The sequence below is a fragment of the Mesorhizobium sp. P2_D1 genome (assembly GCF_056404455.1).
The window spans coordinates 37,240-50,973 of record NZ_JBFUDZ010000006.1 but is presented as its reverse complement, the minus strand read 5'-3'; the positions used below and the strand labels follow the sequence as shown (position 1 = coordinate 50,973).

The window sequence follows — 13,734 nt, the reverse complement described above, 5'->3', positions numbered from 1 at the left end:
ATCAACCCCCGAGATTTGCTTCGGTATTCGAAATTGTCTTGCTGCTGCCTTGGACCGGCACTGATGACGCGACCGGCTTGCTCTTCTCGACCGGGAACATCGTATAGGACAGGGTGATTGTCTTCACGTCCTTCAGTTCCGGTACATTCACGATATCGGGATCCACATAGAACACGACCGGCATGTCCAGCGTCTCGCCGGGCTTCAAAGTCGTATCGGTGAAGCAGAAACACTCGACCTTGTTGAAGTAGGGCCCCGCCAGTTCCGGCTGCACATTGAAGGTGGCGCGGCCGGTAACGGGGCGATCGAACTTGTTGGTGGCCTGATAGTGCGCCTGCACGGTCTCGCCGATCTTCATCGTCATCGAACGATCGACCGGCTGGAAATCCCAGGGCACGCCGGCGATGTTGGCGTCGAAACGGACAACGATGTCGCGGTCGAGCACCCGGTTCGCGTATTGCTGCGTGGCGCGCCGCGTGGTGCCGCCATAGCCCGTCGCCTGGCAGAACATCTTGTAGAGCGGCACTGCGGCATAGGCCATGCCGATCATGCCGCCGAAGAAGGCAAGGCAGACAAACGCGACGACGCGGTTGGTGTTCTTCCTGCTGGCGGTCACCTGGCTCATCGTGTTCTCACATCGAGCCGGGGTGATGACCGAACTTCACGATCGTCGCGATGTAGAAAATGATCACCAGCACCGCCAGCGCCAGGCCTATGGCGACAGAACGATTGCGTCTGGCTTTCCTCTGCCGCTCGGTCAGCGTGACCAGTTCGAGCTTTTCTTCGATCATGGTCATGCTCCACCCATGGCAAGCGCGCGCTCGACGACGCTGTCGGCGAGATAGGCAGCGAAGATGGCAAAGAGATAGAGCAACGAATAGGCAAACAAGGCCTTGGCCGGCTTCATCACGCGGTCATCGTCGGTCATGCTAAGCACTTTCCATGCGTACCAGACAAAACCCAACCCAAGCAGCACGGCGGCCACGCCATAGACCGGCGTGGTGTAGCCCAGGATCCACGGCAGCACGCCGACCGGCGCCAGCAGCAGCGCATAGGCGAAGATCTGGCGGCGGGTCGAAGCCTGGCCGGCGACGTTCGGCATCATCGGAATGCCGGCGCGGGCATAATCTTCGGACTTGAACAGCGCCAGCGCCCAGAAATGCGGCGGCGTCCACAGGAAGATGATCAGGAACAGGACAAAGCTTTCCAGGCTGACGCTCCCGGTTACCGCGGCCCAGCCGATAACAGGCGGAATGGCACCGGCGGCGCCGCCGATGACAATGTTCTGCGGCGTCCAGCGCTTGAGCCACATTGTATAGACGACGGCATAGAAGAAGATGGTGAAGGCTAAAAGCGTCGCCGACAGCCAGTTGACCAGCACGCCCAGCGTCATCACCGACAGAACCGACAGCACCAGCCCGAAACTCAGCGCTTCGCCCGGCCGGATGCGGCCGGCCGGCACCGGACGAGAGGCGGTGCGCGTCATCACCGCGTCGATGTCGGCATCGTACCACATGTTGAGCGCGCCGGAGGCCCCGGCGCCGATGGCGATCGACAGGATGGCGATCACCGCCAGCAACGGATTGATGGTCACAGGAGCCGCGACCAGTCCGACGAAGGCGGTGAACACCACCAGCGACATGACGCGCGGCTTCAGCAGGGCGAAGAAATCGCCCGCCGTCGCTTCCGACATGCGGAAGCCCGCTTCGTCAATGCTGGTTTCGTCGACTAGGGCCATGCGTACTCAAGTCCATCGTTCCGTTTGGCCAAAACCGCCGGCAGGCCGGCGGTTTCGATTCCATGGAGGCTGCCGCCTTACTTGATCTTCGGCAGTTGCTCCCACTGGTGGAAGGGCGGCGGCGAAGGCAGCTGCCATTCCAGTGTCGTGGCGCCTTCGCCCCACGGATTGGCACCGGCGACCCGCTTCTTTTGGAAAGCCTCGAACACGCCGTAGAGGAAGATCGCCACGCCGACGGCCGAGATATACGAACCGTAGGACGACACCATGTTCCAGCCGGCAAACGCGTCGGGATAGTCGATGGTGCGGCGCGGCATGCCGGCAAGACCGAGGAAATGCTGCGGGAAGAAGATCAGGTTGACGCCGACGAAGGTGACCCAGAAATGGGTGTTGGCGATGGCGAAGGAATACATGTAGCCGGTCATCTTCGGGAACCAGTAGTACCAGCCGGCGAAGATGGCGAAGACCGCGCCCAGCGACAGCACGTAGTGGAAGTGCGCGATCACGAAATAGGTGTCGTGCAGCGAGCGGTCGAGACCCGCATTGGCCAGCTGGACGCCGGTGACGCCGCCAATCGTGAACAGGAAGATGAAGCCCAGGGCCCACAGCATCGGCGGCTTCAGCGAAATCGATCCGCCCCACATCGTGGCGATCCAGGAGAAGATCTTCACGCCCGTCGGCACCGCGATGACCATCGTGGCGAAGACGAAATAGCGCTGCGTGTCGAGCGACAGGCCGGTCGTGTACATGTGGTGGGCCCAGACGATGAAGCCGACCGCGCCGATGGCGACCATCGCGTAGGCCATGCCGAGGTAGCCGAACACCGGCTTCTTCGAGAAGGTCGAGACGATGTGGCTGATGATGCCGAAGCCCGGCAGGATCAGGATGTAGACTTCAGGGTGACCGAAGAACCAGAACAGGTGCTGGAACAGGATCGGATCGCCGCCGCCATCGGGCGCGAAGAAGGTCGTGCCGAAGTTGCGGTCGGTCAGGAGCATGGTGATGCCGCCGGCAAGCACCGGGAGCGACAACAGCAGCAGGAAAGCGGTGACCAGCACCGACCAGGCGAACAGCGGCATCTTGTGCATCGTCATGCCGGGCGCRCGCATGTTGAAGATGGTGGTGATGAAGTTGATSGCGCCAAGGATCGACGAGGCACCGGCAATGTGGATCGACAGGATCGCCAGATCCATCGCCGGTCCAGGCTGGCCCGAAGTCGACAGCGGCGGATAAAGCGTCCAGCCGCCACCGACGCCAAAGGCGCCAGGCGCGCTCGGCATGAAGGCCGAGGCGATCAGAAGCAGGAAGGCCGGCGGCAGCAGCCAGAACGAGATGTTGTTCATGCGCGGGAAGGCCATGTCAGGCGCACCGATCATGATCGGCACCATCCAGTTGGCAAAACCGCCGATCAGGGCCGGCATGACCATGAAGAAGATCATGATCAGCGCGTGCGCGGTGGCGAAGGCGTTGTACATGCTCTTGCCGCCGTCGATCGCGGCGTCACCGTTCATGCCGTAGACCATTTGCGCGAGGCCGCTGAAAATCTGGATCCCCGGCTCCTGCAGCTCCATGCGGATGGCGACCGACAAGGCACCGCCGACGATGCCGGCGAAGATCGCAAAGATCAGATAGAGCGTGCCGATGTCCTTGTGGTTGGTGGAATACACCCACCGGACCCAGCCGTGATACGGCTTGTGGTCGTGGTCGTCGTGAGCTGCAGCGTCTGCCATGTTCCGCTCCGTTCCCTGATCTTTTATTGGCCGCGGCATCAGTTGCCGGCGGCCGCTACCTTGTTCTGGCCGTCGACCTCAGCCATCAGCGCCTTGTTGGCGCCCGGCAGGTTGGTCTTGGCTTCCGCCAGCCAGCTTTTGAATTGCGCATCGGAGACGACGCGGATGGCGATCGGCATGAAAGCATGATCCTTGCCGCAGAGCTGCGAGCACTGGCCATAGTAGAGGCCTTCCTTGTCGGCCTTGAACCAGGTCTCGTTGGTGCGACCGGGAACCGCGTCCATCTTGATGCCGAACGACGGCATGGCGAAGGAGTGGATCACGTCTGTTGCGGTCACCAGGACGCGGGTCATGGTGTTGACCGGCACAACCATCTCGTTGTCGACGGCGAGCAGGCGCGGATAGATCTTGCGATCTTCCTTGCCCGCAGCTGCCCGGTCGGCTTCCTGCAGGATCGCGGAGTTGAAGGAAATCGTGTTCTCGGTTTGGTATTCGTAGTCCCAGTTCCACTGGTTGCCGGTCGCCTTGACGGTCAGCTTTGCGTCTTCCGGCGGCGTGTATTGCGCCGTCAGCAGCTGGAACGAAGGAATGGCGATGCAGAGCAGGATGACGACCGGGCCGACGGTCCAGATCACCTCGATCAGCGTGTTGTGGCTGGTCTTGGAGGGAACAGGGTTCACGCTCGCGCGGAATTTGAGGATGCAATACGCAAGCAGGCACAGCACCACTATGGTGATCGGGACGATGAACCACATCGTGTAGTTCCCGAACCACTCGATCTGCCGCATCATATCGGTCGCCGGCGCCTGGAAGCCGGTCTCCCAGTCCCTGGGCTGATCGGCATGGGCGGATGCGCCGGCGAAAAACGTGGCAGCGGCACTTGCGCCTGCTAGGAATTTTCTCATCGCCCTCATCGTCTCCCAGTTCCTCGAGGCTGTGCCCACGAGAATATCGAACAATGCCAGGACGGGAATCCCGACAGTCTCAAGGTGGTTCAAACCATACTCTTTTTCCCTCCGCAAGAAAGGAGCGGGCGAAACCGTGCGGCATTTTTGCGCGCAAGCCCGGATGTGCCTTTCAAGGCAACGGCAACGGTCCCGAATCGCATATGATCGACCATGGCCACATTCCTGCGGGCCGGGCGTGCCGACCGTCGCAATTCGGGCGAAATTGGCTAGGAAAAGCGCCGTATTGGCTGTTTCGGGACAGACCGGTTGCGGTCTCGTCCTTTACTTGGCTTTGGCGCGGCTTAAAGTGCCGTGATTCGCAATGGAGCCGTCATGAACTCTTGGCTTTCGAGACTTGCGCTTTTGGGAATCTTGGCGCTTTCGAGAATCTTGGCGCTTTCGAGAATCTTGGCAAAGGTCATCTTTCTCGCCGCGTTGTCCGCAATCGGCCCGTCCGTTATCGGCCAGCCCGTTGTCGGCTTGTCCAGCCAGGCCAATGCCGCGCAGCCGAGCGGCACCGTCCGCTCGACGCATGGCGCGTGGTCGATCATCTGCGACACGCCGGCCGGCGCCACCTCCGAGCAATGCGTGATGATGCAGAACGTCGTCGCCGAGGACCGTCCAGAGATGGGGCTGTCGGTGGTCGTGCTGCGCACAGCCGACAACAAGGCGGAGATCCTGCGCGTGCTGGCGCCGCTCGGCGTGCTTTTGCCCAACGGTCTTGGCCTCAACGTCGACGGCAAGGACATCGGCCGCGCCTATTTCGTGCGCTGCTTCCAGGATGGCTGCTATGCCGAAGTCATTCTCGAAAAGCCGCTGCTCGACACGCTGAAGACCGGCACATCGGCCACCTTCATCGTCTTCCAGACCCCGGAAGAAGGCATCGGCATCCCCGTCGACCTCAAGGGTTTCGCCGACGGTTTCGCCGCCCTGCCCTGAGACCTCGGCGCTTGAGACGGATCCAACGTCGACGTCACATTTGGTTGATGAAGTCGTCGATGTCACTGGCCATTGAACCCCAGTTCGAGAACTGTTCCTCAAGGTTGGCCGTGGTGTTGCCGCCAAGAAGCTGACATCCATCCTGACGGGCTGTCGACAATCGCATTTGTCTTCACAATGCGGCCGGGCGATTGTCTCGGCGCCTCTTCGCGCCTACATCGTGGCAAAGAAGCATTCCTCCTGTGAACGGACGCGCCATGAACAGCCTGATCGGCCAATTCGACATTTCAGACGATCGCATCAAGCAGATCGTCACTGAGACCATCAATGGCGCCGACGACGGCGAACTGTTTCTCGAATACAGCGAGAGCGAAGCGCTGATGTTCGACAACGGCCGGCTGAAGACCGCCAACTTCAACACCGACCAAGGGTTTGGCCTGCGCGCCGTTGCTGGCGAAGCCAGCGGCTATGCCCATTCCAGCGACCTTTCCGAGGCCTCGCTGCTGCGCGCCGCCGACGCTGTTTCAACCGTCAAGGGCGGCTATTCCGGCACGCTGGCCGCGGCGCCGGCCCGCACCAACCGCCATCTCTATGGCGAAGAGAATCCGATCCCCTCCCCCTCCTTCGAGGTCAAGGCAAAGCTGCTGCAGGAAATCGACGCCTGGCTGCGCGCCGAGGATCCTCGCGTGCGCCAGGTTTCTGCCTCGCTGTCCTCATCCTGGCAGCATGTCGAGATCGTGCGCGCCGATGGCCAGGTTGTGCGCGACATCCGCCCGCAGGTCCGCGTCCACGTTTCTGTCGTCGTCGGCGATGGCGACCGCCAGGAGAGCGGCTCCTACGGCATGGGCGGACGCAAGGCCTTCGGCGACTTCCTTGTCGAGGACAGCTGGAAGCACGCCGCCAAGGAGGCGCTGAGGCAAGCGCTGGTCAATCTCGAGGCCATACCGGCGCCGGCTGGCACCTTCGACATCGTGCTGTCCAGCGGCTGGCCGGGCGTCATGCTGCACGAGGCCGTCGGCCATGGGCTCGAAGGTGACTTCAACCGCAAGAAGACCTCAGCCTTCGCCGGCCTGATGGGCCAGCAGGTCGCCGCCAAGGGGGTGACCGTCGTCGACGACGGCACCATGCCGGAGCGGCGCGGGTCGCTCACCGTCGACGATGAAGGAACCCCGACGGCCCGCAACGTGCTGATCGAGGACGGCAGACTGGTTGGCTACATGCAGGATCGCCAGAACGCACGGCTGATGGGCATGACTGCGACAGGCAACGGCCGGCGCGAAGGCTACGCCCACCAGCCGATGCCGCGCATGACCAACACCTTCATGACGGCGGGCGACATGGAGCCGGACGAAATCATCGCCTCGGTCAAGAACGGTATCTATGCCGTCTCCTTCGGCGGCGGTCAGGTCGACATCACCTCGGGCAAGTTCGTGTTCGGCTGCACCGAGGCCTACATGATCGAGAACGGCAAGGTGACGCAGCCGATCAAGGGCGCGATGCTGATCGGCAATGGGCCGGACGCCATGCACCGTGTTTCCATGATCGGCAACGACATGCAGCTCGATACCGGCATCGGCATGTGCGGCAAGGGCGGACAGGGCGTCCCGGTCGGCGTCGGCCAACCGCATCTCCGAATGAACCAGATGACGGTGGGCGGCACGCGGGTTTGAATGATCGGCATATCCCAGAAACATCGCCATCCAAGCGGTGTTTTCCGGGGTGCAGCCGACCATGCCCCAGAGCCAAGATCTTCATCCTGACAGGCGCCGGCATTTCGGCGGAATCGGGTGCCGCAATGTTGCTCGACTCTGTGGAGGTCTGGGCCAAAGACGGCGCATTCCAGCCGAATCCATGTCGGCACCTTGAAGCGAACACAATCCACGTTAAGAAATTATTAAGTCTCTAACTGCCTGGGCTGCCTTTTGCGCACGAACGCAGCACCAGCTTCCTGGTTGCGGCGGTGTTTTGGCAATGCGGCATGTCCCCGGCGTTCTCACTTCCTCTTTCCTACTTGGCTTCGTTTCATTGATTGGTGCGACATCGCTGCAGGCCAGTCCGGCGGAAGCACAGTCGACATTGTTCAAGTCGCGATCGACGCAATCTTCCCTGCAAGGGCTGCGCTCTGCCACCGTCGGTGCAAGCACCAGCGTCCCCTACGGTTGGGTCGATTTCTGCCATCGCCGACCAAAAGAGTGCAAGGTGCCCGCTCTGCCTGCCGCGAATGTCAAGCTGACCGCGCAGAACCTGCGCATCCTCAAGCGGATAAATCAGAAGGCGAACAGCTTCATCAAACCGGTCAGCAATTTCGACCACTGGGGCACGATGGTGGACCATTGGGATTACCCCGTGGACGGCAAGGGCGACTGCAAGATCTACGCCCTCTACAAGCGCAAGCTTCTTCTGGAGGCGGGATTCCCCCGGCAGGCGCTGCTGATGACCGTGGTGCGCGACCTGGACAATGAAGGCCACACCATCCTGACGGTGAAAACCGACAAGGGCGATCTTGTCCTGGACAATCTGGTGGATGAGATCAGACCTTGGAATGCGACGGGCTATTACTTCCTCAAACGCCAGTCCCAACAGAACCCAAACACATGGGTGTCGATCAACCAACGGGGCGGCACGTCGAAAACCCTCACGAATGTTTCCAAGCTGGTAGACTGAGCGGCCTGCCAGACCAGAGCGCTTCAGCTTTTTGAAGGTTCGGTGCCCGGCGACCGGCGGGCAATCCCTGCCTCACTCCTGCCTACTGCTTGCATGGAGGCTCGCCCGGGTGTCCGCAGGCAGGCTTCTTGTTGCCTCGCGGCGGCTGCTGATTGGGCTGTTGCGGCGGACGCCGCTCCTGGACCTGGGGCCTGGGCTGAGCATGGAACTCCGGCTTCTGCGGCTTGGAGAACACCCTCACGTTCGGCTTCTCCTGCAGCTTGAGTTGGCGCTGCGGATTCTCGTTCGGCTTGTTGACCTTGAAATTCCGCTGGACGTTGACTTGCGGGCCGGCGGAACCTCCACCGCCGTTCTGCGGCTTGCGGAACTTCTTGTTCCCGTTTCCCGGAGCCTGATCGCTCGGTCCGACAACGGCCTGGCCGGCGGACAGATCCTTGCGCGTCAACTTCTTCGGCTTGCCGCCACCCTGGTCGGAGAAGACAGCTGGATTGTTCTTCTTGATCCTCTCCTGCACGTTCGGGCGCTGCCCGGCCGGTGCACCGTTGACGGTCGGCAGCTTGTTGAGCTTGCCGTTCTTGCCCTGCCCATTGCCGGCTCCGTTCTGCCGGCCATTGCCCTGTCCGGTAACGGCAGCGCCGGCATTTCCCGTAGCCTGCTGGTTGCCGCCCGAGGTGCCTTGCTTGCCAAGCAGCTTCTTGGACTTGTTGTTGGGCAAATTCTTGTTGTTTGGCAAATTCTGGCCGTTGAGCACCGGCGGTTTGCCGTTGACGAGTGGCAGCGTCTTGCCGTTCGCTCCCGGCAGGGTGTGATCAGTTGAGAGCGTCTTCGAGACCGGCTTTGCGCCGGGAGGCTGCCGGCCTTGCGTCACACCCTGGCCGAGTTTGCCCGGAGCGGCAGGGTTCTGGTTAGAGAGCACGGCCTTCTTATGCAGCAGCGGCGGCAGCGCCACCTTGGTCGCGAGCGCTGCGGCGCCCAGTCCAACAGCGGCGCCGGTCAGCTTCTGGCTGGTGGTGAGGCCGCCGCCCTGCCCTGCCTGATTGTTCTCGGTATTGATCGTCGTGTTGTTGATGACGGTCGTGTTGTGGATGTTGTTGAAGATGACGTTGTCGGGCGGCGGCGCAATGTTGTGCGGCGGGTTGACCCACACCGGCACCGGCACGAAGACCGGCACCGGCAGGACAAAGACATCGACTGCCGGCCGCGGCGGCGCCAACACGACAAAATCCGGCGGAGGCGGCGGCAGGAAGATCACCGCGACAGGCGGTGGTGGCTCGAAGTCGAAATCGGGATCGTCGAAATAGAGCACGGGCCGGTCGACATAGATGATCTCTTCCGGTGGCGGCGGYGGTATGTCGTAGTCATAGACGGCAAAATCCTCCGGCGGCTCCAGCGCTGCGTCGAAATGCTCCAGACGGCGGCGGGCATCCCAGGCATGCGGGCCGTGCGGATAGCGATCGAGGTAGGACCAGTAGGCTTGGCTTCCGGGGTGTCCCGGAGCCAGGTTTCGCGCCAAGTGATTGCTTCGCGCCGAGCAGCGATGATGGCACGCACGCGCTTGGCCATTGGATCGCGCGGGTAGGCGCCGACGAAATCCTCGTAACCGCTGAGCGTGTCGCGGTCGAGGGCCGCGACATAGGCGTCGCGGGCGTCGAAGTCGCGGATCTCTCTGGTCCGGTTGGCTTGGGACTCAGCCTCCGAGACCCTGGGCGCGGGCGCGTCCGGAGCCCGGTCGAAGAAGACGAAGGGCGCCGTGATCTTTGAGGCGCTCCACGGAACTTCCGCGCCCTGGGTCACCTCGTTGACGCGCAGGCGCGTGCGATCGAAGACATCGTCAAGCGGCAGGCCGCCTTCGCGCATCATCTCCGCCAGCGCCTGGGCATAGGCACCGTATGGACCTTTGCCTTCAGGCGCGACCGTACCCGGGGCGGCATTGAACGCAACAAGCATGTTCGGATCGGGATCGACCAGTGCGAGACCTCCGGCCAGCGGCCGGTTCGTCTGCGGGAATGCATTCGGCCGCGCCGCATCGAGCACGACGATATTGACCTTCGTCGGCAGTCCAGCCAGCGACTTGGTGACATCGGAGAGCCGCATCCCCTGAAGCGGGACGTCGGTTGGATTGGCGATCTGGGCATCGACAGGCAAGAAGTAATTCTCGCCTTCGAACTGTACGCCATGGCCGGCGAGATAGATGAAGACGACCGCGTCGGGACCGGCAGCAGAAACCTTGCCAAGGAAATCGCGCAACGCGCCGCGCAGCGATTCCTGGTCGACGTCGCGGGCACCGACAACATCGAACCCTGCTGCCTGCAAGGTCTGGCCGATCAGCCCGGCATCATTGGCGGGCGTCGCTAGCGCACTAGACGGATAGGCCGCATTGCCGATGACGAAAGCGAGGCGTTTTTCGCCCTGCGCGAGGGCACCGGTCACCGAAGCGGCCACGAAAATGAAGAGGAGGAAGAAGCCTAGGAATTTCTGGAGCGTCCGCATCTCTGGCCACCAAGTATGGAAACGGTGATGGAGCAGGATGGTTCCTTCCTCCAGTGATTTCCAAAATAGACGGGCGCAAAGAGGCGGCTTCGCGGCGCGATTTCGGCAAACCCGCCTGACGCCGAAACCTCAAGAAAATGTGATCATTTTCGGTTCGCGCGTGAACCGAAGGAAATGCGAACAGCGCTACCGCCTTCGTTTCGGCTTCTCCAACAGCGCCACGGCCTCGACGTGCGGCGACCACAGGAACTGGTCGATCGGCGTTACGCTTTTCAAGGTGTAGCCGCCGTCGAGCAGGATTCGCAGGTCGCGAGCCAGCGTGACCGGATTGCAGGATACGGCCGCGACAAACGGAACGTCCGAGCGTGCGATCTGCTTCGACTGGTCCTCGGCGCCGGCGCGTGGCGGGTCGAACACGAGGCCGTCGAAGCCATTCAATTCCTTGAAGGTCAGCGGCCGGCGGAACAGGTCGCGGCGCTCGCCCGTCACCCGCTTCAGGCCGGTCGCGAAGCGCGAGCCCCGGTCGAGCGCCGAAAGGGCTGCCGCATCGCCTTCGACCGCATGGACCTCCGACTTCGCTGCCAGCCGCAAGGCAAAGCTGCCGCAACCGGCGAACAGATCGGCGACCTTCTTGGCGCGCTTCAGATGTCCGCCGACGATATCGGCCATGGTCTGTTCGGCGGCCTCGGTCGCTTGCAGGAAGGCGCCCGGCGGCACGGCGACAGCGACATTGCCGAACATGACCACAGGCTTCCTTGGCTCGATGATGATCTCGTCATCGATGGACAGCCTGGCAAATCCCTGAGCCAACACGAAGTTGGAAGCGATCCGACGCTGGTGTTCGCCCAGTTTGCCGGACTCGTAGACTGCGACGTCAAGGCCCGACCCGGTCACGGTGACCGCCAGCCGGAACGATTTGGTGGTGGCGCACACCAGTTCGGCGAGCGCCTTCAGCCGATCGAACGCGCTGACGATCTCGGGCAGCGAGATCGGGCATTCCGATATCGAGATGATTTCCGGCGACAGATGGCGATTGAAGCCGAGCAGCATGCCAGTATCGGTGCGCCGCGCGGCGAGCACGACGCGGCGGCGTGTGTGCGGCGCGCAGGCGACCAGTTCGCCGATGTCGCAATCGATGCCCTTGCCCTTCAGCGCGTGCACCACCTTTTCGCGTTTCCACTGGCGATAGGCTGCGGCTTCGAAATGCTGGAGCGCGCAACCGCCGCATTCGGTGAAATGGCGGCAGGCGGGATCGATGCGCAGTGGCGAAGCCTCCAGCACCGCCATCAGCGTGGCGCGATCTTTTTCGCGCGCGGCGGTGACGGTTTCGCCGGGCAATGTGAAGGGAATGAACAGATCGCCGCTCTCGGTCTCCGCGATGCCGTCGCCCTGGGCGCCAAGTTTCCTGATGCTGAACCGCGCGCTCATCGATCCTTGATCCCACCGAGCAGGAATTCGCGGTTGCCGTCGCCGCCTTCGATCGGCGACAAATGCAGCCCCAGCGAACGCCAGCCGGGAACGGCGTCCAGCCAATCCTGCAGCAGACCGGCGACACGGGCGGCGTCGTAGGGATCCTTCAATAGGCCGCCCTTGCCGATCGCTTCGCGGCCGGCCTCGAATTGCGGCTTGACCAGAAACATGGCACCGGCACCAGCCTTCGCAAGGCCAAGCGCCGGCGGCAGCGCCAGTTTCAGCGAAATGAAGCTGACGTCGGAAACGACGAAATCCGGGATCCGGCCGGCCAGATCGGCGACCGTGAGATCGCGCGCGTTCAGGCCCTCGATGACAGTTACACGCGGATCGCCGCCGATATCGGCATGCATCTGGCCGTGCCCGACATCGATGGCGGTGACGTGGGCCGCGCCGCGCTCGAGCAGGACCTGGGTGAAGCCGCCGGTCGAGGCGCCGATGTCTAGCGCTTCACGGCCGGCTGGATCGAGTCCGAAATGGTCGAGCCCACCGATCAGTTTCAGCGCCGCGCGCGACACATAGCCTTGCGCCGGATCATCAATGGCGATCAGGCATTGCGGCGAAACGTTCTGGCCGGGCTTGCGGGCTATGACGCCGTCCACCATCACCGTGCCACGCTCGACCGCGTCGCGGGCGCGCGAACGGCTGGCAAAAAGGCCCCGCTGGACGAGCAGGTCGTCGAGCCGCTGGCGGGGGCTGGCTGGCAGAGGCGAGTTCATTGGCCTTCATGGCGAAAGCCGGTCGCGAAGGCAAGGATATTGGGGGGCGGACAAGGAACATCGTTCGAAAGCATGCGAACACTTCAAGCCGCTCCGCCGCTTGCGAGCATCGCATCGGCCCGGCACAATACCAAGCAGGAGCGCCGTACTGTCCGAACGAGGAAGGACGAATGCTGACAGGAACCTGCCACTGCGGTGCAGCCCACTGGACCCTGGAGGGTGATCCCGGGCCGATCACCGCGTGCAGTTGCACGCTTTGCCGTCGCTATGGCGCGCTCTGGGCTTACGACTATGTCGACGAACGCATCCGCGTCGCGGGGCCGATGAAGAGCTATACGCGCCCCGGAAAGGACACGCCCTCGCTCGAGATCCTGTTCTGTCCCACTTGCGCTTGCGTGCTCGCCTGGCGTGGCTTGCGCTCCAGCGCCACCGGCCGCACTCGAATCGCCGTCAATGTAAGGCTTGCGCCGCCGGAGGCCGTCGCCGACTTGCCGATCGACCATTTCGATGGCCTCGACACTTACGACGACCTGCCGCGCGATGGCCGCTGCGTGCGCGACATGTGGTTCTAAAGCGCGCCGCGCTTGGACGGCGGCATGCTCTAGAAAATGGTTCGCGAAACCCGGCGATCGACGGCTGGAGACAAACCGTCATCCCGATTTCCCGAAGCCTGCTCGCCCGGATGCTCGGTCGCAGGCGCCGGCGCTGGCACAGGGTCCGGCAGGACAACCAGTTGCGGCACCTGCTTGTAGGAAAAGCCGCCGCGAATATCGCCCATCTTGCCGGCGATGATGCCCATGGCCGCCTTTTCGAGACTGCGATCATAGCGCGTTTCGGCGGCGGCCGGCGCGACGATGACCGCTGAAAGCGCCACGCCGCACAGAAGCGTTCTCATTGTTTTTGTCTCCCTGCCTGGTCACGATCTAGCAGGGCGCCGTTGAAAAACGGCCAAGAGACACGGTAAGCAAAGCGCCAAACGGCAGCGTTAACAATGCGTTAAAGCATCAAGCCGGCAAACTGATTCAAGCCCTTGAGAT

The 13,734-nt window shown here is 62.6% G+C and carries 12 protein-coding genes and 1 pseudogene; 4 read left to right on the top strand and 9 right to left on the bottom strand.

Features of this window, described 5'->3' with window-relative positions; translation table 11 throughout:
* Window position 1: 1 nt before the first annotated feature.
* The 5 genes from AC1D0I_RS07525 to coxB all read right to left on the bottom strand — a co-directional run bounded on the left by AC1D0I_RS07525 (window position 2) and on the right by coxB (window position 4,373).
* Window positions 2-625 (bottom strand): cytochrome c oxidase assembly protein, encoded by a 624-nt coding sequence (locus AC1D0I_RS07525; RefSeq protein ID WP_095091934.1) that lies wholly within the window; start codon window positions 623-625, stop codon window positions 2-4.
* A gap of 7 nt (window positions 626-632) precedes the next feature.
* Window positions 633-791, bottom strand: coding sequence for a hypothetical protein (locus AC1D0I_RS07520; RefSeq protein ID WP_095091991.1), 159 nt, complete (start codon window positions 789-791; stop codon window positions 633-635).
* Window positions 792-793: 2 nt separating this feature from the next.
* Window positions 794-1,738, bottom strand: a complete 945-nt coding sequence (locus AC1D0I_RS07515) for a heme o synthase (RefSeq protein ID WP_477394109.1) — start codon at window positions 1,736-1,738, stop codon at window positions 794-796.
* A 77-nt stretch (window positions 1,739-1,815) separates the two neighbouring features.
* Window positions 1,816-3,468, bottom strand: a complete 1,653-nt coding sequence (gene ctaD / locus AC1D0I_RS07510) for a cytochrome c oxidase subunit I (protein ID WP_095091932.1) — start codon at window positions 3,466-3,468, stop codon at window positions 1,816-1,818.
* 38 nt (window positions 3,469-3,506) lie between these two features.
* Window positions 3,507-4,373, bottom strand: coding sequence for a cytochrome c oxidase subunit II (coxB, locus tag AC1D0I_RS07505; RefSeq protein WP_477394107.1), 867 nt, complete (start codon window positions 4,371-4,373; stop codon window positions 3,507-3,509).
* A gap of 375 nt (window positions 4,374-4,748) precedes the next feature.
* Between coxB and AC1D0I_RS07500 the strand changes: the two genes are divergently transcribed.
* The 3 genes from AC1D0I_RS07500 (at window position 4,749) to AC1D0I_RS07490 (ending at window position 8,018) form a co-directional block, all read left to right on the top strand.
* Window positions 4,749-5,354, top strand: a complete 606-nt coding sequence (locus AC1D0I_RS07500) for an invasion associated locus B family protein (RefSeq protein ID WP_477307372.1) — start codon at window positions 4,749-4,751, stop codon at window positions 5,352-5,354.
* A gap of 257 nt (window positions 5,355-5,611) precedes the next feature.
* The gene (gene tldD / locus AC1D0I_RS07495) at window positions 5,612-7,024 is read left to right on the top strand and encodes a metalloprotease TldD (RefSeq protein ID WP_477394105.1); all 1,413 of its coding nucleotides are present in this window, start codon (window positions 5,612-5,614) and stop codon (window positions 7,022-7,024) included.
* Window positions 7,025-7,325: 301 nt separating this feature from the next.
* Window positions 7,326-8,018, top strand: a complete 693-nt coding sequence (locus AC1D0I_RS07490) for a transglutaminase-like cysteine peptidase (protein WP_457153668.1) — start codon at window positions 7,326-7,328, stop codon at window positions 8,016-8,018.
* An 82-nt stretch (window positions 8,019-8,100) separates the two neighbouring features.
* On the opposite strand, the pseudogene AC1D0I_RS07485 reads toward AC1D0I_RS07490, so the two are convergent.
* The 3 genes and pseudogenes from AC1D0I_RS07485 to AC1D0I_RS07475 all read right to left on the bottom strand — a co-directional run bounded on the left by AC1D0I_RS07485 (window position 8,101) and on the right by AC1D0I_RS07475 (window position 12,697).
* Window positions 8,101-10,508: pseudogene (locus AC1D0I_RS07485) on the bottom strand (caspase family protein).
* Between the two features lie 186 nt (window positions 10,509-10,694).
* Window positions 10,695-11,936, bottom strand: coding sequence for a class I SAM-dependent RNA methyltransferase (locus tag AC1D0I_RS07480; protein WP_477394103.1), 1,242 nt, complete (start codon window positions 11,934-11,936; stop codon window positions 10,695-10,697).
* Window positions 11,933-12,697 carry a TlyA family RNA methyltransferase gene (locus AC1D0I_RS07475; protein ID WP_477394101.1) on the bottom strand — a complete coding sequence of 255 codons (765 nt, stop codon included), beginning with the start codon at window positions 12,695-12,697 and terminating at the stop codon, window positions 11,933-11,935. Before AC1D0I_RS07475 ends, AC1D0I_RS07480 begins: the two co-directional genes overlap by 4 nt.
* 170 nt (window positions 12,698-12,867) lie before the next feature.
* Between AC1D0I_RS07475 and AC1D0I_RS07470 the strand changes: the two genes are divergently transcribed.
* Window positions 12,868-13,269: a GFA family protein gene (locus AC1D0I_RS07470; protein WP_477394099.1), complete on the top strand. Its 402-nt coding sequence runs from the start codon at window positions 12,868-12,870 to the stop codon at window positions 13,267-13,269.
* Between the two features lie 29 nt (window positions 13,270-13,298).
* Here the strand turns inward: AC1D0I_RS07470 and AC1D0I_RS07465 are convergent, their stop codons facing one another.
* Complete coding sequence (locus AC1D0I_RS07465) at window positions 13,299-13,592, bottom strand: hypothetical protein (RefSeq protein ID WP_457153173.1); 294 nt, start codon at window positions 13,590-13,592, stop codon at window positions 13,299-13,301.
* Window positions 13,593-13,734 lie beyond the last annotated feature (142 nt).